This is a genomic window from Salinicola sp. 4072, from assembly GCF_036663415.1.
GTDB classification, from domain to species: Bacteria; Pseudomonadota; Gammaproteobacteria; order Pseudomonadales; family Halomonadaceae; genus Salinicola; species Salinicola salarius_A.
Genome location: NZ_JAXOVV010000001.1, coordinates 363228 through 388339 on the forward strand (window position 1 = coordinate 363228; position 25112 = coordinate 388339).

Sequence of the window (25112 nt, forward strand, 5' to 3'; positions counted from 1 at the left end):
AGGTCCAGCGTCTCCAACGATGGCGGGGGATGAATCGCTTCATCCCCCGCCGGTCATTCGATCACTCCTGATGCGCCATGCCATGCTGGCGCTGGCGTTGCGCCTTGTGCTCCAGCGCCGCATTGACGAAGCCGGTGAACAGCGGATGGCCGTCGCGGGGCGTGGAGGTGAACTCGGGATGGAACTGGCACGCCAGGAACCAGGGGTGGTCCGGCAGCTCGATCATCTCGACCAGCGACTGATCGCCGCTCTTGCCCGAGACGATCAGGCCCGCGGCTTCGAGCTGTTCGACAAACTGCTCGTTGACCTCGAAGCGATGACGGTGACGTTCGGTGATCGTGTCCAGACCGTACACCTCGTGCGCCCTGGAACCGGGCTTGAGTCGGCATTCCTGCCCGCCGAGACGCATGGTGCCGCCCAGGTCGGAGGCCTCGTCGCGCAACTCGATCTGCCCTTCCGGGTTGATCCATTCGGTAATCAGGCCGACCACCGGATGCTGGGTATCGCGGGTGAATTCGGTGGAGTTGGCGTCTTCCCAACCCGCCACGTGGCGCGCGAACTCGATCACCGCGACCTGCATGCCGAGGCAGATGCCGAGATAGGGAACGTCGTTCTCGCGCGCGAAGCGGGCGGCCTGGATCTTGCCTTCCACGCCGCGCTCGCCGAAGCCGCCCGGCACCAGGATGGCATCCTTGCCGGCCAGACGCTCGGTGCCGTGACGTTCGATCAATTCGGAATCGATGTACTCGACGTTGACCTTCACCCGCGTCTGGATGCCGGCATGGATCAGCGCCTCGTTGAGCGACTTGTAGGCGTCGAGCAGCTCCATGTACTTGCCGACCATGGCGATGTTGATCGTCTTGAGCGGATTGAGCTTGGCGTCGAGGACGTGGATCCACTCGGCCAGGTCCGCCTGCGGCGCCTCGAGGCGGAACTTGTCGCAGACGATATCGTCGAGACCCTGCTCATGCAGCATCAGCGGAATGCGATAGATGGTATCGGCATCCTGCAGCGGGATGACCGCACGCTCTTCGACGTTGGTGAACAGCGCGATCTTGCGCCGCTCGCTCTCCTCGAGCTCGACTTCGCTGCGGCAGATCAGGATATCGGGCTGGATACCGATCGAGCGCAGCTCCTTGACGCTGTGCTGGGTCGGCTTGGTCTTGGTCTCGCCGGCGGTCTTGATGTAGGGCACCAGCGTCAGGTGCATGAACAGCGCGCGGTTGGCACCCACTTCGCTGCGCAGCTGACGGATGGATTCCAGGAACGGCAGCGATTCGATGTCGCCGACGGTGCCGCCGATCTCCACCAGCGCCACGTCGTAACCTTCTCCCCCCTTGATCACACGATGCTTGATCTCGTCGGTGATGTGCGGAATCACCTGCACCGTACCGCCGAGATAGTCGCCACGGCGCTCCTTGCGCAGCACGTGCTCGTAGACCCGGCCGGTGGTGAAGTTGTTGCTCTGGGTCATCTTGGTACGGATGAAGCGCTCGTAGTGGCCCAGGTCGAGATCGGTTTCCGCGCCATCCTCGGTGACGAACACCTCGCCATGCTGGAACGGACTCATGGTGCCCGGATCGACATTGATGTACGGGTCCAGCTTGAGGATGGTGACCTTGAGGCCGCGGGCCTCGAGGATCGCAGCCAGCGAAGCGGAGGCAATACCCTTGCCCAGGGAGGACACAACGCCGCCGGTCACGAAGATATATCGTGTCATGGAAAACCTGTCGAATCGTGGTCGTAAAGCTCGTGAGAAAAGACCCGGGGGAGAAGTCGGGCCAGGATGGGACGTCAGATTACCAGACTCGATCGAAAGGCTCAATTTTGGATCGCGTGCCGCGCCGACATCCGGACGTCAGTTCGCCACCGCGCGCTGCAACGACTCCAGGCGACGATCCCGGATTCCCAGCGCATGCAGGTCGCCCACCGTGTTGTCGAGATACTCGCGACACGACCCCAGCACGCCGCGGCCGGTCCGTAGCAGATGCACTACCGTCTCGTCGGGCTGGCGACCGATATAGCGGTCGTGATGCGGGTTGATCACGAAGGCGATGCCCCAGATCGGGCCGACGTCCGTCTTCAGCTTGATCCAGCGCGGGCGGTAGGCGCCGGTCAGCATCTCGCGCCGCCACACCAGCGTCAGCTCGCGTTCGAGATTGTCACCGGGAACCCGCAGCGCGACGCCACGGCAGGAGCCGCCCGGCGCCAGCGCCAGCATCAGTCCGGGCGTATCTGGCGTGCCACGGCCGTGGTCGAGCTTGAGGCAGAAATCGCGATGGTAGCCGTAGAGGCGGCAGGTATGGCGTTCGTCGACCTCCACGCAAGGGTTCCAGATCAACGAGCCGTAGGCGAACAGATAGACACCGTCGCGACACTGCACGCCGGGCGGCGCCGAGGCCAGCACCTGATGGATCGAGCTTTGCAGCTCTTCGTGGCTCTTCAAGGCCACGTCGGGGTAGACGGCTTCGAAGTGGCGACGAATCAGATCCTGCTCCAGCACCTCGCGGGTCATGGCGATCGACTTTCCGGCGGAAGTCTCTTCTTCATCGACACTGATAGCGCTGGGCTGCGGCTCACTCATTGGGACTCTAATCTCGGGCGCGATCGATACGTTCATGGAAAACAAGGGTGATGGCATCGACGTGGCGATGCCATCACCCCAGACTAACGTCCAACGGGCGCAAAGCGAAGCGCTAGTTGGACGAGATGCAAACGTCAGATCGCGCGACCCCGCCCGCCTCCGGTGCCGTGACGCAGGACGAGATGCAGGAGGATCGCGCCAAACGTCGCCGTACCGATTCCGTCGAGCGTGAAGCCGCCGAAATCGATCGAGAAGTTGCCCGCGCCCAGCACCAGGGTGACCGCCGCGACGATCAGATTGGTATTTTCCCCCAGGTCGACCTGGTTCTGGACCCAGATGCGGGCGCCCGCAACCGCGATCAGGCCGAACACCACGATCGAAGCGCCGGCAAGCACCGGGCCGGGGATCGTCTGGATCAGCGCGCCGAAGCGCGGCGAGAACCCGAGCAGAATGGCAAATCCCGCCGCCGCGACGAAGATCAATGTCGAGTAGACCCGCGTCACCGCCATCACGCCGATGTTCTCGGCATAGGTCGTCACGCCGGTGCCGCCGGACGCCCCGGAGACCATCGTCGCCAGTCCGTCACCCAGGAAGGCCCGGCCGATATAGGGATCGAGATCGCGCCCGGTCATCGCTCCCACCGCCTTGATGTGGCCCAGGTTTTCCGCCACCAGGATGATCGCGACCGGGGCGATCAGCACCATGGCGTGCGGGCTGAACGTCGGGGCGGTGAACGCGGGCATCCCGAACCAGGCGGCCTCTTCGATGATCGAAAAATCGATCGGCGTGCCCCAGCCCAGGCCGTTGGTGACCAGCGCATAGATCGCGTAGGCGGCAACCAGCCCGACCAGGATCAGCAGCCGCTGCAGCATGCCGCGAGTCAGCACCGCCGCCAGGCCGATGCAGAGGATGGTCACCAGCGCCATCGCGGCATCGAAGTTGGAGCCGGCCACGCTGGAAACGGCTACCGGAGCCAGGTTGAGACCGATGGTCATGACGATGGCTCCGGTCACGACCGGCGGCAGCAGGAACTCGATCCAGCGCGTGCCCATGGCCATCACGATCAGGCCGATGACCGCATAGATCGCGCCGCAGGCGATGATGCCGCCCAGCGCCAGCCCGATCGACGGATTGCCGCCGCTCCCGCCGTAACCGGTGGCGGCAATCACCACCCCGATGAAGGCGAAACTCGACCCCAGGTAGCTGGGAACCCGCCCGCCGACGATCACGAAGAACAGCAGCGTACCGATCCCCGACATCAGGATCGCCAGGTTGGGATCAAACCCCATCAGCAGCGGCGCCAGCACGGTGGAACCGAACATGGCGACGGCGTGTTGCACGCCCATCAACAGCGTCTGCGCGGGTGGCAGCGTCTCGTCGGGTGCGACCAGATCTTGGCGAGCGGCATCGACGCGGCGCCAGCGGGGGAACCAGGATGACATCGAACTTGTTCTCCAGGGAAACGACCGGTCGACGCCGGCGATTTCCGAATGCGTGAAAGCGATTGTTGTATGTACGAGCGGCGGATAACCGACCCGACGCGCATTCTACCTTCAGCGATGGCGGGATGCCTCCCGACCTCGCGTTTTTGGCACAGTGCCTCACGACTGAACTACGCTGACACCATCGACCCCAAGGATCGAACGGGAATACCGAGCGAGCGATGCCACTTTGAACGGTGGTGTCTCGTCTAAACTCAAGGCATGCCAGGGAGTGGATATGCAACGCTACGACTACCTGATCGTCGGCGCCGGCATGGTCGCCGCCAATGCCGTTCAAGGCATCAGAGAGAAGGACACCCAAGGCACGATCGGCATCCTGGGCGCCGAGCCCAATGGCCCGGTCACGCGGCCAGCGCTAACGAAAAAGCTCTGGACCGACCCCGAATTCGGTTACGACAAGATCTGGATGCAGCCGGAGCAGGACGACGGCACCACGCTGCATACCCGCACTCGCGTCACGGCCATCGATCGCGACCAGAAAACGGTGACGACGGATGACGGCGACACCATCGGCTACGGCAAACTGCTGCTGGCGACTGGCGGCGCACCGATGACGATCGATCTGCCGGCGAGCGATCGCGTGCGCTATTTCCGCACGGTCGAGGATTACGACTGCCTGAGAAGGCTTGCCGGCAAGGGGCTGCACATTGCCGTCATTGGCGGCAGCTATATCGGTACGGAACTGGCCGCGGCACTGATCCAGAATGGGTGCCGGGTGACCCTGATACATCCCCATGAGGTACTGGGAAGCCAGATGTTCCCGCCCAGCCTCGCCAACCGTTTCCACCAGACCTATCTCGACAAGGGCGTCGAGCTATTGAATGGCCGCAAGGTCAGCGGCGGGCGCGAGGCCGACGGCAAGGTCACGCTCGAACTCGACGATGGCAACGGCCTGGAGGTGGACGCGGCGGTCTTCGGGCTGGGAGTCAAGCCGCGAGTCGAGCTTGCAGCTCAGGCAGGGCTGGCGGTCGATGACGGCATGGTCGTGGTCAACGAACGCCTCGAGACCAGCGATGACGCCATCTTTGCCGCCGGCGATATCGTGACCTACCCGGATCGCATTCTCGGCCGCTGGCACGCCGAGCACGTCGACAACGCCAACCAGATGGGCGCGACAGTCGGCCGGATCATGGCCAGCAGCGACGAGACCTACGATTACACGCCCTACTTCTACTCGAACGTCTTTGACTTCGCCTGGAAAGCCGTGGGCAAGCTCGACAGTTCGCTGACAACCGTCGAGGACGTGGAAGACGACAAAGGCGTCTATTACTATCTCGACAACCACGATCTCGACAATGAGAGCGTCATCGGCGTACTGCTGCTCAACCTGGAAGCCGACAAGCTCGACGAGGCGCGCGAGGTATTGGCGGACAAGTCACCGCAGCGCTCCGATACCCTGATGGGCCGTATTGCCCGGTCGTGATCCCGTCCGGCATGACAATCATGCGAATGCCTTTGACATTCCTGCGACTGCCTTCAACGAAAAAGCGCCAACGATGACGTTGGCGCTTTTGATCCGGCAACTCGGTAACCGGGCCTGGTGACCTTCGGCGTCAGTTGGATTCGGGCAGGCGGGAAACCAGGATATTGGAGCGACGCTCGATCTCCTCGAGCATCCCTGCACACTCGTCCGACATTCCGCTGTCACGCAGCTTGGCGAGCGAGAACAGGGCCTTCAACTGGCCACTGATCATGGTGGCCTGATAGCCGCCGTCCTGATCCAGCACATGGTCTTCCAGCGCTCGCAGTTGCGTGTTTGCCTGGTCGAGAATGTTGCGTTCAAGCCTGATCATGGTGTGACCTTTTAAGAATTGCAGTTCGTTTCGAGCGCGCCACTGTAAAGGCTCACCCGACTTTATACCACCGCTGGGGGCGATCGGTCGTGCCGGGCGGCTCGTGCCGACGCTACCGCCGGCACGAGCCGCAACCGTCAAACCTTGAGATAGTCGAGGATGCCTTCCGCCGCCTGACGCCCTTCGTAGACAGCCGTCACCACCAGATCGGAACCGCGCACCATGTCACCGCCGGCAAACACCTTCTCGTTGCTGGTCTGATAGGCGAAGCGTTCCATCTGCGCCGGAATCTCCGGTGCCAGTACGCGGCCGCGCTCGTCCACCTCGATCTGGTGCGTGTCGAACCATTCGATCTCGCTGGGCTGGAAGCCGAACGCGATGACCACCGCATCGCAGGCCAGGATCTCTTCGGAGCCCGGCACCACTTCCGCGCTGCGCCGGCCCTTCTCGTCCGGCTCGCCCATGCGGGTGCGTACCAGCTTGACGCCCTCGACCTTGCCCTCGCCGACGATCGCCACCGGCTGACGGTTGAACAGGAACTCGACGCCCTCTTCGCGCGCGTTGGCCACCTCGCGCTTGGAGCCCGGCATGTTCTCCTCGTCACGACGATAGGCACAGGTCACGCTGGCCGCGCCCTGACGAATCGAGGTGCGGTTGCAGTCCATCGCGGTATCGCCGCCCCCGAGCACCACCACGCGCCTGCCGGCCATCGACACGTAGTCGGCCGGATCCTTCTCGAAGCCCATGTGGTGGTTGGCATTGGCGATGAGGAAGTCGAGCGCCTTGTAGACGCCGTCCATCTCCTCGCCGGGGAAACCGCCGACCATGTACTTGTAGGTGCCCATGCCGAGAAAGACCGCGTCGAATTCATCGTTGAGCTGCTCGAAGGTGATGTCCCGACCGATCTCGGTGTTGAGCCGGAACTCGACCCCCATCTCCTCGAATACCGCGCGACGGCGCTCCATCACGTGCTTTTCGAGCTTGAACTCGGGAATGCCGAAGGTCAGCAGGCCACCGATCTCCGGGTAGCGATCGAACACCACCGGTTTGACGCCGTTGCGCACCAGCACATCGGCACAGCCCAGTCCGGCCGGTCCCGCACCGATCACGGCCACGCGCTTGTCGGTCATGGTCACGTTGGACATGTCCGGACGCCAGCCCATGGCAAAGGCAGTATCGGTGATGTACTTCTCCACCGAGCCGATGGTGACGGCGCCGAAGCCGTCGTTCAGCGTGCAGTCGCCCTCGCACAGGCGATCCTGAGGGCAGACCCGGCCACACACTTCGGGCAGTGAATTGGTGCGGTGCGACATCTCCGCCGCTTCGAGAATGTTGCCCTCGCTGACCAGCTTGAGCCAGTTGGGAATGTAGTTGTGAACCGGGCACTTCCACTCGCAGTACGGGTTGCCGCAATGCAGGCAGCGATGGGCCTGGCTGGCCGCCTCGCTGGGTTTGAACGGCTCGTAGATCTCGGCGAACTCCTTCGCCCGGCTGCGCGCATCCTTCTTCTGCGGATCGCGTCGCCCCACATCGATGAACTGAAAGTCGTTACTCAAACGGTTTGCCATGTCTTTTCTCCTCACTGGGCCGACGACGCTCTCGGATTGCAGCTTTTGCCTCTGCCCCCAGTGACTGACGCCGGGGGCCGTTCGGGCTGTCGCCGCCTCTTATTCAGGCTGCCGCCTGGATTGGGCCAGCAAACCGTTGAGACTTGCGGCCTTGGGCTTCACCAGCCAGAAGTGGCGGATGAAGTCGGAGAAATCCTCGAGAATCGCCCGCCCGCGTGGCGAGTCCGTCTCTTCCACGTACTCGGTAATCACTTCGCGCAGGTGACGGCGATAAGCTTCCATCGATTCGGTGTTGATCCGATGGATCTCCACCAGCTCGTGGTTGTAGCGGTCGACGAAACCACGGTCCTCGTCGAGTACGTAGGCGAAACCACCGGTCATGCCCGCACCGAAGTTGATCCCGGTCTTGCCGAGCACGCAGACCAGACCGCCGGTCATGTACTCGCAGCAGTGGTCACCAGCGCCTTCGATCACCGCGTGGGTACCGGAGTTGCGCACGCCGAAGCGCTCACCAGCCATGCCGGCAGCGAACAGCTTGCCATCGGTGGCACCGTACAGGCAGGTGTTGCCGATGATCGCCGTTTCATGGCTCTGGAAGCGGCTGGTCTTGGGCGGCACGATCACCACCTTGCCACCGTTCATTCCCTTGCCGACGTAGTCGTTGGCATCGCCTTCCAGGTATAGGTTCAGCCCCCGCGCGTTCCACACGCCGAAGCTCTGCCCCGCGACGCCGGTGAAGCGCGCCGTGATCGGCGCGTCTTCCAGCCCCGCCTCGCCATAGCGCTTGGCGATCTCGCCGGAAACCCGAGCCGCCACCGAGCGGTCGCAGTTGGTGATCGTGAACGAGAACTCGCCACCGGACTTCGATTCAATCGCCGGCAGCAGCGCGTCGAACACTTCCTGGTTCTTGGCACCCGGATCATGGGGCACGTTGCGGCTGACCTGGCAGAACTGCGGTGCGTCCTCAGGCACGAAGTCGTTGGCCAGCAGCGGGCTCAGATCGAGCTTGCGCTGTGCCGCCGTCTCGCCTTCGAGCATCTCCAGCAAATCGGTGCGCCCGATCAGGTCGGTCAACTGGCGTACGCCCAGCAGCGCCATCAGCTCACGCACTTCCTCGGCGATGAAGCGGAAGTAGTGCTTGACCATGTCGACCGTGCCACGGAAGTGCTCATCCCGCAGCTCCTGATGCTGGGTCGCGACGCCGGTCGCACAGTTGTTGAGGTGGCAGATCTTCAGATACTTGCAGCCCAGCGCCACCATCGGCGCGGTGCCGAAGCCGAAGCTCTCGGCGCCGAGAATGGCTGCCTTGACCACGTCGAGCCCGGTCTTCAGGCCGCCATCGGTCTGCAGCCGGATCTTGTCGCGCAGGCCGTTGATGCGCAGCGCCTGGTGCACTTCCGGCAGGCCCAGCTCCCACGGACTGCCAGCATGGCGGATCGAGGTGATCGGGCTCGCCGCGGTACCACCGTCGTAGCCCGAGACGGTGATCAGGTCCGCGTAGGCCTTGGCCACGCCGGTGGCGATGGTGCCGATGCCCGGCTCGGAGACCAGCTTGACCGAAACCTGAGCGCTCGGATTGACCTGCTTGAGATCGAAGATCAGCTGAGCCAGGTCCTCGATCGAATAGATGTCGTGATGCGGCGGCGGCGAGATCAGCGTCACGCCCGGCACCGCATAGCGCAGCCGCGCGATGGTTTCGTTGACCTTGCCGCCCGGCAGCTGGCCGCCCTCGCCGGGCTTGGCGCCCTGGGCGACCTTGATCTGCAGAACCTCAGCGTTGACCAGGTAGGCTGGCGTCACGCCGAAGCGGCCGGAGGCGATCTGCTTGATCTTCGACGAGCGGATGGTGCCGTAGCGGGCCGGATCCTCGCCGCCTTCACCGGAGTTGGAGCGGCCGCCGGTTTCGTTCATCGCCTGCGCCAGCGCCTCGTGGGCTTCCGGCGACAGCGCGCCCAGCGACATGCCGGCGCTGTCGAAGCGCGGCAGCAGGTTTTCCACCGGCTCGACCTCGTCCAGCGGCAACGGCTCGGGAGCCGGCTTGAGCTTCAGCAGATCCCGGATCGTGGCCACCGGACGCTCGTTGACCAGCCGCGCAAAGGCCTTCCACTTGGCGTAGTCGCCCTGCTGGACCGCCTGCTGCAGCAGCATCACCACGTCGGGATTGTAGGCGTGGTATTCGTGCCCGTGGACGAACTTGACCAGGCCGCCCTGGCGGATGCCTTTACGGGGAATCCAGGCATCGCGGGCCGCCAGCGTCTGCTGCATCTGCAGCTCGCTGAAGCCGGTGCCCTCGATGCGCGACATCATGCCGTCGAAGCACATCTGCATGACTTCGGAACCCAGCCCGACGGCTTCGAACAGCTGCGAACCCCGGTAGGAAGAGATCTGCGAGATGCCCATCTTCGACAGAATCTTGTAAAGCCCCTTCTGCATCCCCTTGCGGTAGTTCTCGCGCGCGTCCGCCGGGTTGCCGACCAGCTCGCCGATGCGGTGCATGTCCGCCATCACCTGGTAGGCGAGGTACGGATAGACCGCGGTGGCGCCGACCCCGAAGAATACCGCCATCTGGTGCGCGTCACGGGCGTAGCCGGTCTCGACCACGATATTGACGCGCGGGCGCAGCGCCAGCCTGGCCAGATGATGATGCACCGCGCCGGTGGCCAGCAGCGCCTGGATCGGCTGCTTGCCTTTTTCGAGCTCGGCATCCGACAGCACCAGGATCACCTTGCCATCCCGGGCCGCCTGCTCGGCCTGCTGACAGAGCGTTACCAGCGCCTGGCGCAGCGAGGTGGTCTCCGGGTCGTAGTGCAGCGGCAGCCGGATCGAGGTGAACGCCGGATCTTCCTGGGTCACCAGGGCAGTGAACTTGCGCGGCGACAGCACCGGCGTGGTCAGGATCAGGCGATTGGCATGCTCGGGCGTGGCCTGAAAGACGTTGAGTTCCGCGCCCATGCAGGTTTCCAGCGACATCACGATCGCTTCACGCAACGGGTCGATCGGCGGGTTGGTGACCTGGGCGAATTTCTGGCGGAAAAAATCGGTGAGCAGACGGTTCTGCCGAGACAGCACCGCCATCGGCGTATCGTCGCCCATCGAGCCGACCGCTTCCTGACCGCTCTCGGCCAGCGGGCGCAGCAGCTGATCGCGCTCCTCGAAGGTCACCGAGAACATCTTCTGATAGACGTTGAGCTCGTCGGTCTCCATCGGCTGGAAGCGGGCCAGTTCGGTCAGCGCCGACTCGAGATAGTGCGCGTGCTCCTTGAGCCAGCGGCGATACGGATAGGCGGACTTGAGCCGCTGGTCGATATCGTCGGTATGCAGCACCTCGCCGGTCTGGGTATCGACGGCGAGAATCTGCCCCGGCCCGACACGGCCCTTGGCCACCACGGATTCCGGCTGATAGTTCCATACCCCGATCTCGGAGGAGAGGGTGATGTAGCCGTTGTCGGTGATCACCCAGCGCGCCGGACGCAGGCCGTTGCGGTCGAGCATGCAGACGGCATGGCGGCCGTCGGTCATGACGATACCGGCGGGACCGTCCCACGCCTCCATGTGCATGGAATTGTACTCGTAGAAGGCGCGCAGGTCGCCGTCCATGGTCTCCACGTTCTGCCACGCCGGCGGCACCATCATGCGCACCGCGTTGTAGAGATCCATGCCGCCGGTCAGCAGCACTTCCAGCATGTTGTCCATGCTCGACGAATCGGAACCGGTGGTGTTGACGATCTCGTCGAGGCCTTCGATGTCCGGCAGCAGCTCGCTGACGAAGTTGGCCTTGCGCGCGTTGGCCCACCCGCGGTTGGCCTCGATGGTGTTGATCTCGCCGTTGTGCGCCATGAAGCGGAACGGCTGCGCCAGCGGCCAGCGCGGCGCCGTATTGGTCGAGAAACGCTGGTGGAAGACGCAGACGGCGGTTTCGAGACGCTCGTCGCCCAGATCCTGATAGAAGGTAGGCAGGTCCACGGGCATCATCAGGCCCTTGTAGGAAACCACCTTGGACGACAGCGAGCAGACGTAGAACTCTTCTTCCTGACGCAGCTTCTGCTCGGCCAAGCGACGGGCCATGAACAGCTCGACATTGAACGCGGCGTCGGACTGGGACGCCTCCCCTTCGACGAACACCTGACGAATGCGCGGCAGGCACTCGAGCGCCATCGGCCCGCAGACGCTGGGGTCCGTGGGCACGTCGCGCCAGCCCATGACGCTCAAGCCCCGCTCGGCCAGCTCGCCTTCCAGGATTTCCCGTGCATGCTGCTCGCGAGCGTCGTCATCGGGGAAGAACACCATGCCGACCGCGAAGCGCTCGCCCAGGGTCACGTCCAATTGCTCCTGGGCCAGCGCTCGCATGAAGCTCATCGGCATCTTCAGCAACAGGCCGCAACCGTCGCCGGTCTTGCCGTCCGCCGCGATACCGCCGCGGTGGGTCATGCATGTCAGGGATTCGATCGCCGTCTTGAGCAGATCGTGACTGGCCTGCCCCTCCATATGAGCAATCAGGCCGAAACCGCAGTTGTCGCGGAATTCGCCGGGCTGGTGAAGACCTCTCATCATGGGCGTGCCTCACAAAGCAGTGTCAGAATACAGGGTCTTGTATTCGATCGAATAAAAAGAGATAATTTTTGGTTTTTTTATTTTTATGGCCGTATTAATGACTGAATATCCGGCTCATTTTCGTCTCGAGATACCGACAATATCGTCACTGACGGTCGCCAAAGGGCCGGACAGGATAGCCAGTTACCCGCCACAGCGCAATTGAGCCGCCGGGCTTTTTCCCCGCAAACGCATTTAAAATCGAAGACTTAGCGGAATATCGGCCAAAATACGCTGCTAGCTCAAAGGCTTAGACTTGCAGGTAAGACTAAAGTCTTAATTTTTTGAGCCATGGCCCGATCAGGGTGAGATCGTGGCGCGGACCCCATACCGATACGGCATGGAGCATACCAATTATATCGTCAACGCCTCGAAAAAGCAGCAGCGGCGACCAAGGTTGTCGACACGCGGCACCGGCCGCACGCACCAGCATGCATCAACAGAAAACGAGGAACGGCGTCGAGCGTTCCTGTCCGGACGACCGCGCTACCGGACCGGCGGTTTTGGGAACAGCAGGGAACGATAGGGAACAGGCGCCGATCGGCGCCAGCGGGCAAGATCATCGACAGAGACGAGAAAGCCGGCCTCGCCTGACCGGGGTCGGATCACGGGCGATCCGGCACCCGAGGAACGATCCGGTCAGGCTCGAGGGAAATTCACCAGCAGACGTTCGAGCCGCTCGGCGTCCGTATCGTCTCGAACGCACGCCTTACCCAGCGCCTCGAGCAGAATCAGCCGCAGCCGGTCGTCGAGGTTCTTCTTGTCGAGCCGCATGCGAGAAAGGAAATCCTCTGTCTGCATGTTGGCCGGCGCCGTAACCGGAAGATCCGCCGCCTTCAGAATCGCAGCGACACGTTCGACATCGGCCTCGCTCAGCCAGCCGCGCTCGAAGGAGAGCTGCGCGGCCATCATCATGCCGGCACCCACCGCTTCGCCGTGCAGCCAGTTGCCGTAGCCCTGATGCGCCTCGATGGCGTGGCCGAAGGTGTGTCCCAGGTTGAGCAGCGCTCGCACGCCCTGCTCGGTCTCGTCCTCGGCCACCACTTCCGCCTTGATCTCGCAACTGCGCCGGATGGCGTGGCGAATGGCAGATTCCTCGAGCGCGCGCAGCGCGGGCAGGTTGTTCTCCAGCCATTCGAGAAACGCCGAATCCCAGATCAGACCGTACTTGATCACTTCCGCCAGCCCGGCGGAGAGCTCGCGCGCCGGCAGCGTTCGCAGGGTATCGGTATCGATGATCACCGCCCGGGGCTGCCAGAACGCGCCGATCATGTTCTTGCCGCGCGGGTGATTGACCCCGGTCTTGCCACCCACGGAGGAGTCTACCTGCGCCAGCAGCGTGGTGGGAATCTGGACGAAAGCGACCCCGCGCTGATAGCTGGCGGCGGCGTAGCCCGTCATGTCGCCAATGACACCGCCACCGAGCGCGATCAGGGTACTGCGGCGGTTGAATCCGGCCGCCAGCAGGGCGTCCCAGATGCGCTCGACCGAGGCCAGCGTCTTGGTCGCCTCGCCATCGGGCAGAACGACTTCCCGGACATCCAGGTCGGCATCGGCAAGCGTCGCCTTGAGCGCCGCGAGATAATGGGGCGCGATCACCTCGTTGGTCACGATCATGACCTGACGTCCGGCCAGATAAGGCAGCAGATGTTCCCGACTCGACAGAATGCCCGCGCCGACGTGGATCGGGTAACTGCGGTCACCCAGCGAAACGTTCAGCGATTCCACGGGAAGCGACGAGACGGAGGACATGGGCGTTACCTTTGTTGTAGGAAAGACGGATGTAGGAAGACGAGTGTAGGAAAGACGGACGTGGAAAAGACCAATGAGGAAGAGACATCACCTCTGGTGCGAAAGAGATACCGATTCGCCGAGCGGCTCCGTCAGATGCGAAACCCGACGCAGGATGTCGTTCACCACGCTCCTGGGGCCTCGGCGATCCGTACGCACGACGATATCCGCCGTCGCGCGATAGAGCGGATCGCGAACCGCGAACAGATCCCGCAGCACCTGCTCGGGGTTGGCTGTCTGCAGCAGCGGCCGGTTGCGATCCCGGGAGGTGCGCCGGATCTGCTGTTCGACGGTGGTGGCGAGATAGACGGCCGTCCCCCGCTCCCGCAGCAGCTGGCGATTGATCTCGCGCATGATCGCGCCGCCACCGGTCGCCATGACGATGTCGCTGCGCTGGGTGAGTTCGTCGATCATGGCCGTCTCGCGGTCCCGGAAGCCCTGCTCACCCTCCACATCGAAAATCCATGGGATATTCGCCCCGCAGCGAGCCTCTATCTGATGGTCGCTATCCAGGAATTCGCGCTGCAATTCGGCCGCCAGGAGGCGGCCGATTGTGCTTTTGCCGGCCCCCATGGGACCGATGAGAAAAAGATTGGGAAGCGACCGCATCAGCGAATGGCCAGTCCGTCCTCGATGATCTTGGGCGTGATGAATACCAGCAATTCTACCTTCTCGTTGCTGTTCTGGGTATAGCGGAACAGATTGCCGATGACCGGCAGGTCGCCGAGGAACGGTGTCTTGAACAGTGTCCGCAGCTGTTCGGAGGTCAGGATCCCGCCCAGCACCACGGTTTCACCGTTGTTGACCAGTACCTGGGTCTGGATCTCGTTGGTATCGATGGCCGGCGCGCCGTCGTAGCGGGTGTCGGAGATATCGTCGTTGTTGATACGCAGATCCATGATGATGCGATCGTCCGGAGTGATCTGCGGTGTCACCTCGAGCGACAGCACGGCCTCCTTGAACTCGGTGGAGGTGGCGCCGCTGGACGAAGCTTCCTGATAAGGCACTTCCTGGCCCTGCTTGATGATCGCCGTGCGCTGGTTGGCGGTGATCACCTTGGGCTGGGAGATGGTCTGGCTCTTGCCTTCGCTTTCCAGCGCCCGCAGCTCCAGATCGATCAGGATGTCGCCGGAAAGATAACCGAAGCTGAACGCGCTGGCCGGGTTGGTGTCATTGCCCAGATCCACCGCCAGCCCGCCACCGTAGGAGGCAGGATCGTCCGACGTCGTGGGCACCGTCGAGGCATCGCCATCGGCGGCGCCGTCGAGATCGAAATGGCGCCCGCCATTGGCCGACATGCCCCAGTTGACGCCAAGCTCTCGGGTGGCACTATCCCTCGCGATCACGATTCGGGCCTCGATCTGCACCTGACGCACCGGGACGTCGAGATGCTCGATGGTTCGCCGAATGGCATCGATCTGTTCCCGCGTATCCCGCAGAATCAGGGTATTGGTGCGCGGATCGACGGTGATGCGTCCGCGCTCCGACATCATGCCGACGCCCTCGCCACCGCGCAGCAACGCCGCCAGATCCTCGGCCTTGGCGTAACGGATCTGCACGAACTCCGTGGTCAGCGGAGCCAGCTGTTTCGTCTGTTCGCGGGTTTCCAGCGTCTGGCGCTGCAGATTGGCCAGCTCGCCGGTCGGCGCCACCATCATCACGTTGCCTTCACGTCGCGCCGACAGGCCGTGGTTGCGCAGTACCAGATCGAGCGCCTGATCCCAGGGCACATCGGTCAGATTGAGAGTCACGTTGCCCTGCACGCCATCGCTGGCGATCACGTTGAGCCCCGACTCCTCGGCGATGATCGACAGCACGTCACGCACCGGGATGTCCTGGAAATCGAGGGTAATACGGTGACCGGCATAGCTGGGGCCGGAGTCCGTCTCGGGGCGCTCGATGCTGCCCGAGGAGGTCAGTTCGATCGTGAAACGACGCCCGTTCTGGGTCACCAGCGGCTCCACGGCATCGGATGCCACGATATCGAAGGTGACCCCATCGGCGCTTCGACGCGGCACGATGCGCTGGACGGCGGTGCCGAAATCGCTGACATCGAGCGTCTGATACTGGTCGTCGGGCAAGGTCACGCCAGGTAGCGAGACCGAGACCTGACGCCCCTGGCCGGAGACTTCCGCCGCCACTCCGGCGCGGTCGAGCGCCAGGTCAAGCTGGCCGACCCCGTCCTCGCCCCGGCGGAAATCGATCGAGGTCACCTCCGGCTGGCGCGGCAGCGCCGCCGCGGACCGCTCGGCCGACGCGTCGGTCTCAGCTGGCGCAGCTTCGTCACCGAAGTGAACGATGACCCTTTCATCCAGACGTTCGAGCCGATAATCGGTGGGCGAGGCCAGATCGAACACCAGCCGCGTACGCGCTCCCGACCCCAGCACCCTGACGGAATCGACGCCGGCGCTGCCGATGGCGAAGCTCGATTGCGACAGGCCGCTCTGGGCCTGCAGCAGATCCAGCGCCAGCCGCGGCGGCGCATCCGTGCGATAGCCGCGAATTTCCGGGACGCCGCCGACGAAATCGAGCCCGACGTCCAGGCGGCCGGCCCCCTGATCGGTGAAGGTCATCGCCGTCAAGGTCGGTGCCGCCCAGGCAGAAAACGCCAGTCCCCACAATGTCAGTGCTGCCAGGCCTGCGGCCAGGCGCCGTCGAGAAGTCATGTTGTCCCCTGCTACTGTTGCCGCCGGCTGGTACCGTCGGAGTCTTGTCCTGCCATTTCCAGGCGCTGGCGACGCTCGATCCATTCTCCCCCGGAACCGCGCACGGTCTCGACGAGCGTCAACCCGCGAGGTTCCACGCTGATGATGCGGCCGTAGTCCCGGCCCAGATAATCCCCCTCGAAGAGCCGGTGGACCCTGCCGTCCGGCGCAGCAATCAGTGCCGAGGGTGTCTTGCCCACGATCATCGTGCCGACCAGGCTCAGGTTGTCCAGCTCGAAGGCCTCGAGCGGCTGGCGCGGCCGGTCGGCATCCGGCAGCGGCGACGCCTCGGCCGGATCGGCGGCTGCCGCCTCCGCTGGCTGCTCGGCCACGAACGGGCTCCGTCGTTGCTGCTGGTCGTAGCTGGCAGTAGCGTACCGGGGCATCTCCGGCAACGAGGCGATCTGCCCCTTCGGGTTGTTCCGCAGGGCATCCAGTCGAGCCTGCAATCCCCCCAGATCGGCGTCCTCGCATCCGCTCAGCACGATGCTTGCGAGCAACAGTCCGGTGAGAATGCCACGATTCGAACTCAAGGCTTTTTACCCCCCTTGGCCGGGTCGATATCCTCGCGATAGCGGTACGTCTTCGCCAGCATGGCCAGCCGAAGGCTGTCACCCACCGGCGTCAGCGTGAAGTCGTGAAGCGTGACGATGCGGGGCATCGCGGCAACGCGCGCCAGAAACGACGCGATCTGGTGGAAATCGCCGCGCACCTGGATATCGAAGGGCTGCTCGACATAGAACTCCTGCTCGACCGCCGGTCGCAACTTGATACTGTCGATATCGAGCTGCTGCTGCCGCGCTGCCTCGCTGATGGCATCCAGCAGCGCGGGCACTTCCGCATCGCTGGGCAACATTTCGAGCACGCTCTGCATGCGCCCCTCGAGCACCTCCATCTGATGCTCCATCGCCGGCAGGTTGACCGCCTGGTAGGAGAGCGTCTCGAAGCGCTGTAACGCCTGCTGCTCCTGCATGACCAGGCTCTCGTGCGTTTCCCGGGGCGAGGAGGCGAGCAGCCACTGCGTGGCCCATATCGATCCCAGCAGCACGCCCAGCGCGATCAGCCATTGCAGGCTGGCCGGCCAGCTTCCCGCTTCTTTCAGGTCGAGTTCACGCCACTGCAGTTCACGCAGTTGGCGCCACTGCTCCCGGAACGTCTCTCGCAAGGCATTCAATCGTGGGCTTTCCAGCGTCGGGCGCTTCATGAGCCAGCTCCCGGCTTGGCTTCATCGACGGGATGCTCATCGACACTCATGTGAAAACGCTTGGCCGCTGCCGGCCCTTCTGCGGACTGCACGTCCGAGAGCAACGGAATGTCGAACGCGGAACTGTTGTCGAGCGCTCGCATCTGGTCGGAAACTTGGCGATTCGAAGTCGCGACGCCGCTCAGCTCGAGCCGGCTACCCCTGCGATTCAGCTCGGTATAGTGGACGCCATCGACCAGCGTGGCCGTCAGCTGATCGAGAACGCGGATGGTCAACGGTCGGCTCGACTGCAGCTCGCCGATCAGATCGATCTGCTTCAACATGCGTTCTCGCAGCTGGCGGAAATTGCGCATCTCCTGAATATCGCGAGTGAGCGCATCGGTCTCCCGCTGGATCAGCGCCAACCGGGCCTGCCCCGCCCGCACCATGGATTTTTCGTACTGGGCGATGCCCCAACCGACCAGCAACCCGAGCAGCAGCATCAGCAGCAGGCCCTGCTTGAATCGTCGGGTCTTCCGCAGGCGGCGCTGCTCCCGCCATGGCAGCAGGTTGATTTCGATCGTCATGGCAGCGCTCGCATGGCAAGCCCACAGGCGGTGAGCATGGCCGGCGCGTCCGCGGCCAACGCGGTGACATCCAGCCGCGGATGGATCCGCATGTGCGTGAAAGGATTGGCGAGCGTTGCTTCCAGCCCGCTCTGAGCACGCAGCCGTTCCGCAAACCCCGGCAGCGCGCTCGACCCACCGGCCAGGATCAGACGGCGGATCTGCTGCTGGCCCGCAGAGGTGTAATAAAGCTGCAGCGAGCGTCCGATGTGCTGGATCAGGGTATCGATGAAAGGCAGCAGGACTTGCTGGCGATAATCGTCGGGCAATCCACCACGCTTCTTGGCGCGACCGGCTTCGTCGAAACTCATGCCGTAGCGCTTGCTGATGGCATCGGTGAGCTGCCGCCCGCCGCACAGGTTGTCGCGGCTGTAGACGATCCGCCCCTCCTTGATCACATGGAACGCGCACAGGTTGGCGCCGATATCGACCAGTGCCGTGCTATCTCCCTCTTCATCTTCGGAGGTCTGCAGCGCACGACAGACGCGCTCCAGCGCGAAGCCCTCGACATCGACGGCCACCGTCTCGAGCCCCACGGCGTCCAGCACCGACGTCAGCGTATCGATATCCTGCATTCGGCAGGCCACCAGCATGATTTCCTGCTGGTCGTCGTAACGCGGATGGCGGCCCAGTCGCTGAAAATCGAAGGCGACTTCATTGAGCGGAAACGGGATGTACTTGTCGGATTCCATCTGAATCCGTGCTTCGATGTCCTCGTCACTCAGCGATGCGGGCAACGACAGCGTCCGGGTGATGGCTGCCGAGTTGGGCACCGCGACCACGGCGCGCCGGGACTGCAAGCGGGCGTGATCGACCGCCCGACCCAGCGTATCCACGACTTCGCTCTTGTCGCGAATGCGCCTTTCGACCACGGCCCCCTCGCGCAGCGGGCGCACCGCGTAACTGTCGATTCTCAAGCCACCGGCGCGATGTTCCAGCTCCAGCAGCTTGACGGTGGCGGACGTGATGTCCACTCCCACCAATCCTTTCGAGGATCTTTTCAAGCGCAACACTGTCTCACCTCGCCGGAACTGGAAAAGCCTAATCGGATTTAACGGCGGTGACACAGCCAACTTGAGACGTTCCGTTACACTTATTTCGCTTTACTTGCAGGAAGTGGCGGGGGCGAAACTGGCCCCGGCTCCACCGCATCCATATAATGCCCCGATGCTGAATCATGTCCGACGCCAGGGATAGCGAGCACGCGGCCGGACCGCCACCAGTCAAGGATCACCCCTTTATATGAAGCTTTTTACCCGCCTACTGACGACTGCCTTCTGGCTCCTGCTGTCGCTCTGCGCCGGTGTGGTGCTGGCGGTCATTGGCGCCGGGCTCTACTTCGCCCCTGGCCTGCCCGACGTGCGCCAGCTCCAGAATTACGAGCTTCAGACCCCGCTGCGCATCTATACGGAAGACGACAAGCTGATCGGTGAATACGGCGAGGAACGCCGCATGCCCGTCAGCTACGACGAGATCCCCAAGTCGCTGATCGACGCGCTGCTGGCTGCCGAAGACGCCAACTTCTACAACCACCCCGGGGTCGATCCCAAGGGGCTTTTGCGCGCCGCGGTCGAGCTCGCCTCCTCGGGCGACATCCAGTCCGGCGGCAGCACCATCACCATGCAGGTCGCGCGTAACTACCTGCTGACCCTGGATCAGACTTTCACGCGCAAGATCCGTGAAATTCTGCTGGCGTTGCAGATGGAACAGATCCTGGACAAGCAGGAAATTCTCGAGCTCTATGTCAACAAGATCTATCTGGGCCATCGTTCCTACGGTATCGCCGCCGCAGCAAACACCTATTACGGCAAGCCGCTGGCAGATCTTTCCCTGCCGCAGTACGCCATGATCGCGGGTCTGCCCAAGGCGCCGTCGAGCTTCAACCCGCTGACCAATCCGGAACGCGCTCTGATCCGCCGCAACTGGATTCTCTATCGCATGCGCGAGCTCGGCTCCATCGACCAGGCCAGCTACGATCAGGCCGTCAAGGCACCGATCACGGCCAGCCGCCATACGGCACGCTCGGAAGTCGATGCCCCCTACGTCGCGGAAATGGCGCGCGCCTACGCCGTCGAGCGTTTCGGCGACAAGGCCTATACCGACAACATTCGCATCACCACCACCCTCGATAGCCGTCTGCAGACCGAGGCCCGCGATGCGCTGGTGCAGGGCCTGATCGACTACGATACTCGCCACGGCTGGCGCGGCCCCGAGGAGAAGGACGTACCGCCGAGCCTGGTCGAAGCGCAGGACCGGACCGAACGCCAAGGCCTGGAAGAAGAGCTGTCGGAGTCCCCCGAGGTCATCGAAACCGCCCGCCAGGCGGCCCAGAGCAGTCAGGCCACGATCGAGGGTGTCGATGGCGACGTCAGCAACTGGCTCAAGGTGCTCGAGCGCACGCCGTCGTTCGGCCCGCTCCAGCCGGCCATCGTCACCGCCACCGACGGCAAGCAGATGCGCGTGCTCAATGCCGACGGCAAGGTGATCACGCTGGACTGGGATGGCCTGAAGTGGGCGCGCGAGTACAAGAGCGCCAAGTGGCGCGGCGATGTCCCCGCCAACGCCGCGGCAATCGCGAGCCGCGGCGATCTGGTACGCATCCTCAAGGAAGGCGATCACTGGCGCCTGTCGCAGCGCCCCGGCGCCGAAGGGGCCATCGTCGTTCTCGATCCGCAGACCGGTGCCATCGAGGCGCTCCAGGGCGGGTTCAGCTTCGCCGCCAGCAAGTTCAACCGCGCCATTCAGGCCCAGCGCCAGGTCGGCTCCAACTTCAAGCCGTTCGTCTATCTGGCTGCGCTGCAGGAAGGCGGCATGACCGCGGCGACCATCATCAATGACGCGCCGGTGGTCATGTCGCAGTTCAGCGGCGACGATTGGCGCCCGGAAAATGCCGAGCGCCAGTTCCAGGGGCCGACTCGCCTGCGCGTCGGGCTCTATACCTCGCGCAACCTGGTGACCATCCGCGTCCTGCAGTCGCTCGGACTCGACAACGCGCTGAACTTCCTCGAGCGCTTCGGTTTTGCGCGAGACCGCCTGCCGCATGGCCTCTCCCTGGCTCTCGGCAGCGCCTCGCTGACTCCGCTGGAGATCGCCAACGCCTATGCCGTGCTTGCCAACGGCGGTTTCCAGGTGTCGCCCTGGTACATTCAGAAGATTACCCAGGGCAGCCAGAACACCGTGGTCGAACAGGCCAATCCGCTGGTGGCGTGCCGTGACTGTGCGCCCGACGCGACACAGACCGAGATCGATGGCGAGCCGCGTCGCATCGCGCCTCGTGTGGTGGACCCCGATGCGCTCTACATCCTGCGCAGCATCCTGCGCGACGTCATCGAACACGGCACCGGACGCGGCGCCCTGTCGCTCGATCGCAGCGACATCGTCGGCAAGACCGGCACCACCAACGATCAGCGAGACGCCTGGTTCTCCGGCTTCAACAACTCGCTCGTGACCACTGTCTGGGTCGGCAAGGACGACAACACCACCACGGCGGAATACGGCGCTCAAGCCGCCCTGCCGATCTGGAAAGCGTTCATGGGTCCGGCACTGAAAGGCACGCCCGAGGTGGTTCCGGAGGCTCCCGATGACATCGTTCAGGTTCGCATCGATCCGGATACCGGCAAGCGCCTGCACGACGACCAGCCCGGCGGCATCAGCGAGATATTCCGCAAGGACAACCTGCCTGAATATCAGCCGCGCGGCATTCGCCCGGAACTGGAAGACGAGAGCGGCTCGCAGGGCACCGGCACTTACGAAGCGATCTTCTGATACATGAGTCGGGGCCCTGGCCCCGACTTTTTCGTTCCACACTCGCTCTTCACCGCAACAGGACGTCGCAGCGACGCTGAGAGAAATGTCATGCCCCTGCCCAGTTGCCGCTGGTGGCTATTGACCACCTGCCTGATGGCATCACCGTCATACGCAGAGCTTTTCTACGCACCGCCGGCGCCGGACGAGAATGCGCCCAACTTCAGCGGCAGTGCGGAACTCGGTTACACCAAGCTGACCGGCAATACCAATACCCAGACGCTGCTCGCCAAGGCTCGCCTGACCTGGCTGACCGGGCGCAACACCCACACGTTCCGCGCCGAGACCCGTAGCGTCCAGGACAACGACAACACCACGTCCGAGCGGTATCTGGTCGGCGCCCGCGAACGCTACGAGCTGGAGAACAACAACTACCTGTTCGGCTTCGCGCGCTGGGAACGCGACCGGTTCAGCGGCTACGACTCGCAGCTCACCACTATCGCCGGCTACGGCCGCCAGCTGCTGGACGGGCCCACCCATACGCTTTCCGCCGAAGTCGGTCCGGGCTATCGTCACGATGCCTACGCGGCCGGTGGCAGCGACGACCTGACCCTGGTCTACTCGGCACTGGACTACACCTACAACTTCAGTGACGACATCTCCTTCGACCAGGAGCTATCCGCGGAAGCGACGCATATCAGCGTCACGACCCGCTCGCTGTCGACGATTACATCGCAATTGAACTCCCATCTCGCGCTACGCATCTCCTACGATGTCAGGAGCAACACGCATCCGCCGCCCGATGCCGAAGCGCGCACCGACACCACGACGTCGGTATCGATTCTCTACGGCTGGTAACGAGCCACGAGCCACGAGCCACGAGCCACGAGCCACGAGCCACGAGCCACGAGCCACGAGCCACGAGCCGCAGGATGATCCTGGTGGAACAGCATAGGAAGACACCTGCCAGACGCCGAAAACCAAGATGCCGCCCGTGTGGGCGGCATCGTCGTCTGGAGATGACAGGCTCGCGATCAGCCGTAGATCTCCTTGACGCTCTTCAGCGGGTAATGCGCGGGATAAGGCTTCCGGGCCACGCCGGATTCCACCGCGGCCTGAGCCACGGCCGCCGGAATTTTATCAAGCAGGCGCGAATCCACCGGCGTCGGGATGATGTAGCCGCGACCGAACTCAAGCGAGTCAATTTCGTAGGCATCCAGCACTTCCTGGGTCACCGGCTCTCGCGCCAGGTCCTTCAGGGCATGAACGGCCGCGATCTTCATCTGCTCGTTGATGGCCGTGGCCCGAACGTCCAGCGCACCACGGAAGATGAACGGGAATCCCAGCACGTTGTTGACCTGGTTGGGGTAATCGGAGCGCCCCGTGCCCATGATCACGTCGCTCCGGGTCGCCCGCGCCACGTCGGGGTGGATCTCCGGGTCCGGATTGGAACAGGCGAAGACCACCGGATTCGCGGCCATCTTCTCGAGCTGCTCGGGCTTGAACAGGCTCGGCCCGGACAGGCCGACGAAGACATCGGCGCCTTCGATCGCGTCATCCAGCGTACGCAGCGGCGTTTCGGTCGCGAACTGCGCCTTGTATTGATTGAGATCGTTGCGGCCACTATGGATGACGCCGTTGCGATCCAGCATGAAGATGTTCTCGGCCTTGGCGCCACACTCGATGAGCAGCTTCATGCAAGCAATGGCGGCTGACCCGGCCCCGAGACAGACGATGCGCGCGTCGGCCAGCGTCTTGCCGGCGATATCCAGCGCGTTGAGCAACCCTGCCGCGGTCACGATCGCAGTACCGTGCTGGTCGTCGTGGAATACCGGAATGCTGCAGCGCTCCTTGAGGGCCGCTTCGATCTCGAAGCATTCCGGCGCCTTGATATCTTCCAGGTTGATACCGCCCCAGGTATTGGCGATGTTGGCCACGGTGTCGATGAATGCCTGGGCAGAGTCGGCCTCGACCTCGATATCGACCGAGTTGATGCCGGCGAAGCGCTTGAACAGAACGCCCTTGCCTTCCATGACTGGCTTGCTCGCCAGCGGGCCCAGGTTACCCAGACCCAGAATGGCGCTACCGTCGGAAACGACGGCTACCAGGTTTCCCTTACCGGTATAGAGGTAGGCGTTTTCCGGATCCAGCGCGATTTCCCGGCACGGTTCCGCCACGCCGGGGCTGTAGGCCAGTGCCAGATGCTTGGCGGAATTGGTCGGCTTGGTCAGCTCGACCGACAACTTACCCGGAATCGGCTTCGCGTGGTAATCGAGCGCCGCCTGTCTCTTATCGTCACTCATGAGGATTTTCCAAAGACAATGGTGGGAATTCTCGGCAATGTCTTGCCTGAAGTCATGTCAGATTATAGAAAAACACCACCTTACACAACTTTCGCCCATTCTCTGCCTTTCGCGAATTTTAAGCGCCTGTTTGAACCACTTGGATGCATTTGGCGACACTTATACTTGGAAGCCCAGCCATAAAATATTCCTTATCCATCTCCTCGGGACAGTCGATAAATCTCGATACCCCTTATCTTTTAAAACTTAACCCTTGCCTTTTAAAACTTAAAAAGCCATCGAGCGGGCACAAAAAAGCCCGCCATCAAGGCGGGCTTTTCGACAACCAATCGGTTGTAGTGAGACGCGTTTTAACCGCGACGCACTGCAGCACCGAAGCGCTTGTTGAAACGCTCGACGCGGCCACCGGTGGTCGCTTGCTTCTGCTTGCCGGTGTAGAACGGGTGACACTGCGAGCAGACGTCGACATGGAAATCTTCGCTGGCCGTGGTGCCGATCGAATGGGTCGCGCCACAGGAACAGGTCGCCGTGACTTTCTTGTATTCGGGATGAATAGACTGTTTCATCGTGAAGCCTCGCTTTGCGGTGTACCGCCACCTGATCTCTTGCCAGGCACCGTACACGGATAGGGAATCGCGGTTCACTCCCGCGCGACCGGCCCGCCTGGAATCCCGTAGTCAGCATCGCCAGGCGATAACTGTACCACGGATAAGAGACGCACCC

General features: G+C 63.2%; 18 protein-coding genes. 3 read left to right on the forward strand and 15 right to left on the reverse strand.

All coding sequences use genetic code 11. From position 1 onward, the window contains the following. Positions 1 to 61: 61 nt before the first annotated feature. The 3 genes from R3F72_RS01555 to R3F72_RS01565 all read right to left on the reverse strand — a co-directional run bounded on the left by R3F72_RS01555 (position 62) and on the right by R3F72_RS01565 (position 4026). Positions 62 to 1720: a CTP synthase gene (locus tag R3F72_RS01555; protein WP_071231865.1), complete on the reverse strand. Its 1659-nt coding sequence runs from the start codon at positions 1718 to 1720 to the stop codon at positions 62 to 64. A 138-nt stretch (positions 1721 to 1858) separates the two neighbouring features. Beyond that, on the reverse strand, positions 1859 to 2584 hold the full coding sequence (locus tag R3F72_RS01560) for a gamma-glutamylcyclotransferase (protein WP_071231864.1): 726 nt from the start codon (positions 2582 to 2584) through the stop codon (positions 1859 to 1861). A gap of 134 nt (positions 2585 to 2718) precedes the next feature. After that, complete coding sequence (locus tag R3F72_RS01565; protein WP_071231863.1) at positions 2719 to 4026, reverse strand: solute carrier family 23 protein; 1308 nt, start codon at positions 4024 to 4026, stop codon at positions 2719 to 2721. A gap of 277 nt (positions 4027 to 4303) precedes the next feature. Here R3F72_RS01565 and R3F72_RS01570 point away from each other — a divergent pair, with 277 nt between their 5' ends. Continuing rightward, complete coding sequence (locus R3F72_RS01570) at positions 4304 to 5509, forward strand: NAD(P)/FAD-dependent oxidoreductase (RefSeq protein ID WP_332778768.1); 1206 nt, start codon at positions 4304 to 4306, stop codon at positions 5507 to 5509. 130 nt (positions 5510 to 5639) lie between these two features. Here R3F72_RS01570 and R3F72_RS01575 read toward each other — a convergent pair whose 3' ends face one another. The 10 genes from R3F72_RS01575 to pilM all read right to left on the reverse strand — a co-directional run bounded on the left by R3F72_RS01575 (position 5640) and on the right by pilM (position 19352). After that, complete coding sequence (locus tag R3F72_RS01575) at positions 5640 to 5879, reverse strand: hypothetical protein (protein ID WP_332778769.1); 240 nt, start codon at positions 5877 to 5879, stop codon at positions 5640 to 5642. A 137-nt stretch (positions 5880 to 6016) separates the two neighbouring features. Further along, positions 6017 to 7447: an FAD-dependent oxidoreductase gene (locus R3F72_RS01580; RefSeq protein ID WP_332778770.1), complete on the reverse strand. Its 1431-nt coding sequence runs from the start codon at positions 7445 to 7447 to the stop codon at positions 6017 to 6019. Between the two features lie 99 nt (positions 7448 to 7546). After that, positions 7547 to 11998 carry a glutamate synthase large subunit gene (gene gltB, locus R3F72_RS01585; protein WP_332778771.1) on the reverse strand — a complete coding sequence of 1484 codons (4452 nt, stop codon included), beginning with the start codon at positions 11996 to 11998 and terminating at the stop codon, positions 7547 to 7549. A gap of 678 nt (positions 11999 to 12676) precedes the next feature. Then, positions 12677 to 13789, reverse strand: coding sequence for a 3-dehydroquinate synthase (gene aroB / locus R3F72_RS01590; protein ID WP_087717681.1), 1113 nt, complete (start codon positions 13787 to 13789; stop codon positions 12677 to 12679). A gap of 87 nt (positions 13790 to 13876) precedes the next feature. After that, positions 13877 to 14437 (reverse strand): shikimate kinase AroK, encoded by a 561-nt coding sequence (gene aroK / locus R3F72_RS01595; RefSeq protein WP_087717680.1) that lies wholly within the window; start codon positions 14435 to 14437, stop codon positions 13877 to 13879. After that, the gene (gene pilQ, locus R3F72_RS01600) at positions 14437 to 16494 is read right to left on the reverse strand and encodes a type IV pilus secretin PilQ (RefSeq protein WP_332778772.1); all 2058 of its coding nucleotides are present in this window, start codon (positions 16492 to 16494) and stop codon (positions 14437 to 14439) included. Before pilQ ends, aroK begins: the two co-directional genes overlap by 1 nt. Positions 16495 to 16505: 11 nt before the next feature. Next, complete coding sequence (locus R3F72_RS01605; protein WP_087717678.1) at positions 16506 to 17066, reverse strand: pilus assembly protein PilP; 561 nt, start codon at positions 17064 to 17066, stop codon at positions 16506 to 16508. Beyond that, a complete protein-coding gene (locus R3F72_RS01610) occupies positions 17063 to 17737 on the reverse strand; it encodes a type 4a pilus biogenesis protein PilO (RefSeq protein ID WP_087717677.1) in 675 nt (224 codons plus the stop codon). Before R3F72_RS01610 ends, R3F72_RS01605 begins: the two co-directional genes overlap by 4 nt. After that, entirely contained in the window at positions 17734 to 18303 is a 570-nt protein-coding gene (locus R3F72_RS01615) for a PilN domain-containing protein (RefSeq protein ID WP_303855733.1), read from the reverse strand. The genes R3F72_RS01610 and R3F72_RS01615 overlap by 4 nt, the downstream gene beginning before the upstream one ends. Beyond that, entirely contained in the window at positions 18300 to 19352 is a 1053-nt protein-coding gene (gene pilM, locus R3F72_RS01620) for a type IV pilus assembly protein PilM (RefSeq protein WP_442978318.1), read from the reverse strand. The genes R3F72_RS01615 and pilM overlap by 4 nt, the downstream gene beginning before the upstream one ends. Before the next feature lie 232 nt (positions 19353 to 19584). On the opposite strand from pilM, the gene R3F72_RS01625 reads away from it, so the two are divergent. Together R3F72_RS01625 and R3F72_RS01630 are read left to right on the forward strand one after the other, a co-directional pair. Next, positions 19585 to 22107, forward strand: a complete 2523-nt coding sequence (locus R3F72_RS01625; RefSeq protein ID WP_332778773.1) for a penicillin-binding protein 1A — start codon at positions 19585 to 19587, stop codon at positions 22105 to 22107. A gap of 90 nt (positions 22108 to 22197) precedes the next feature. Beyond that, positions 22198 to 22944, forward strand: a complete 747-nt coding sequence (locus R3F72_RS01630) for a DUF481 domain-containing protein (RefSeq protein WP_332778774.1) — start codon at positions 22198 to 22200, stop codon at positions 22942 to 22944. A gap of 176 nt (positions 22945 to 23120) precedes the next feature. Here the strand turns inward: R3F72_RS01630 and R3F72_RS01635 are convergent, their stop codons facing one another. Together R3F72_RS01635 and rpmE are read right to left on the reverse strand one after the other, a co-directional pair. Continuing rightward, complete coding sequence (locus R3F72_RS01635) at positions 23121 to 24389, reverse strand: malic enzyme-like NAD(P)-binding protein (RefSeq protein WP_332778775.1); 1269 nt, start codon at positions 24387 to 24389, stop codon at positions 23121 to 23123. Positions 24390 to 24739: 350 nt separating this feature from the next. After that, positions 24740 to 24955, reverse strand: a complete 216-nt coding sequence (gene rpmE / locus R3F72_RS01640) for a 50S ribosomal protein L31 (protein WP_087717672.1) — start codon at positions 24953 to 24955, stop codon at positions 24740 to 24742. Positions 24956 to 25112: the final 157 nt, after the last annotated feature.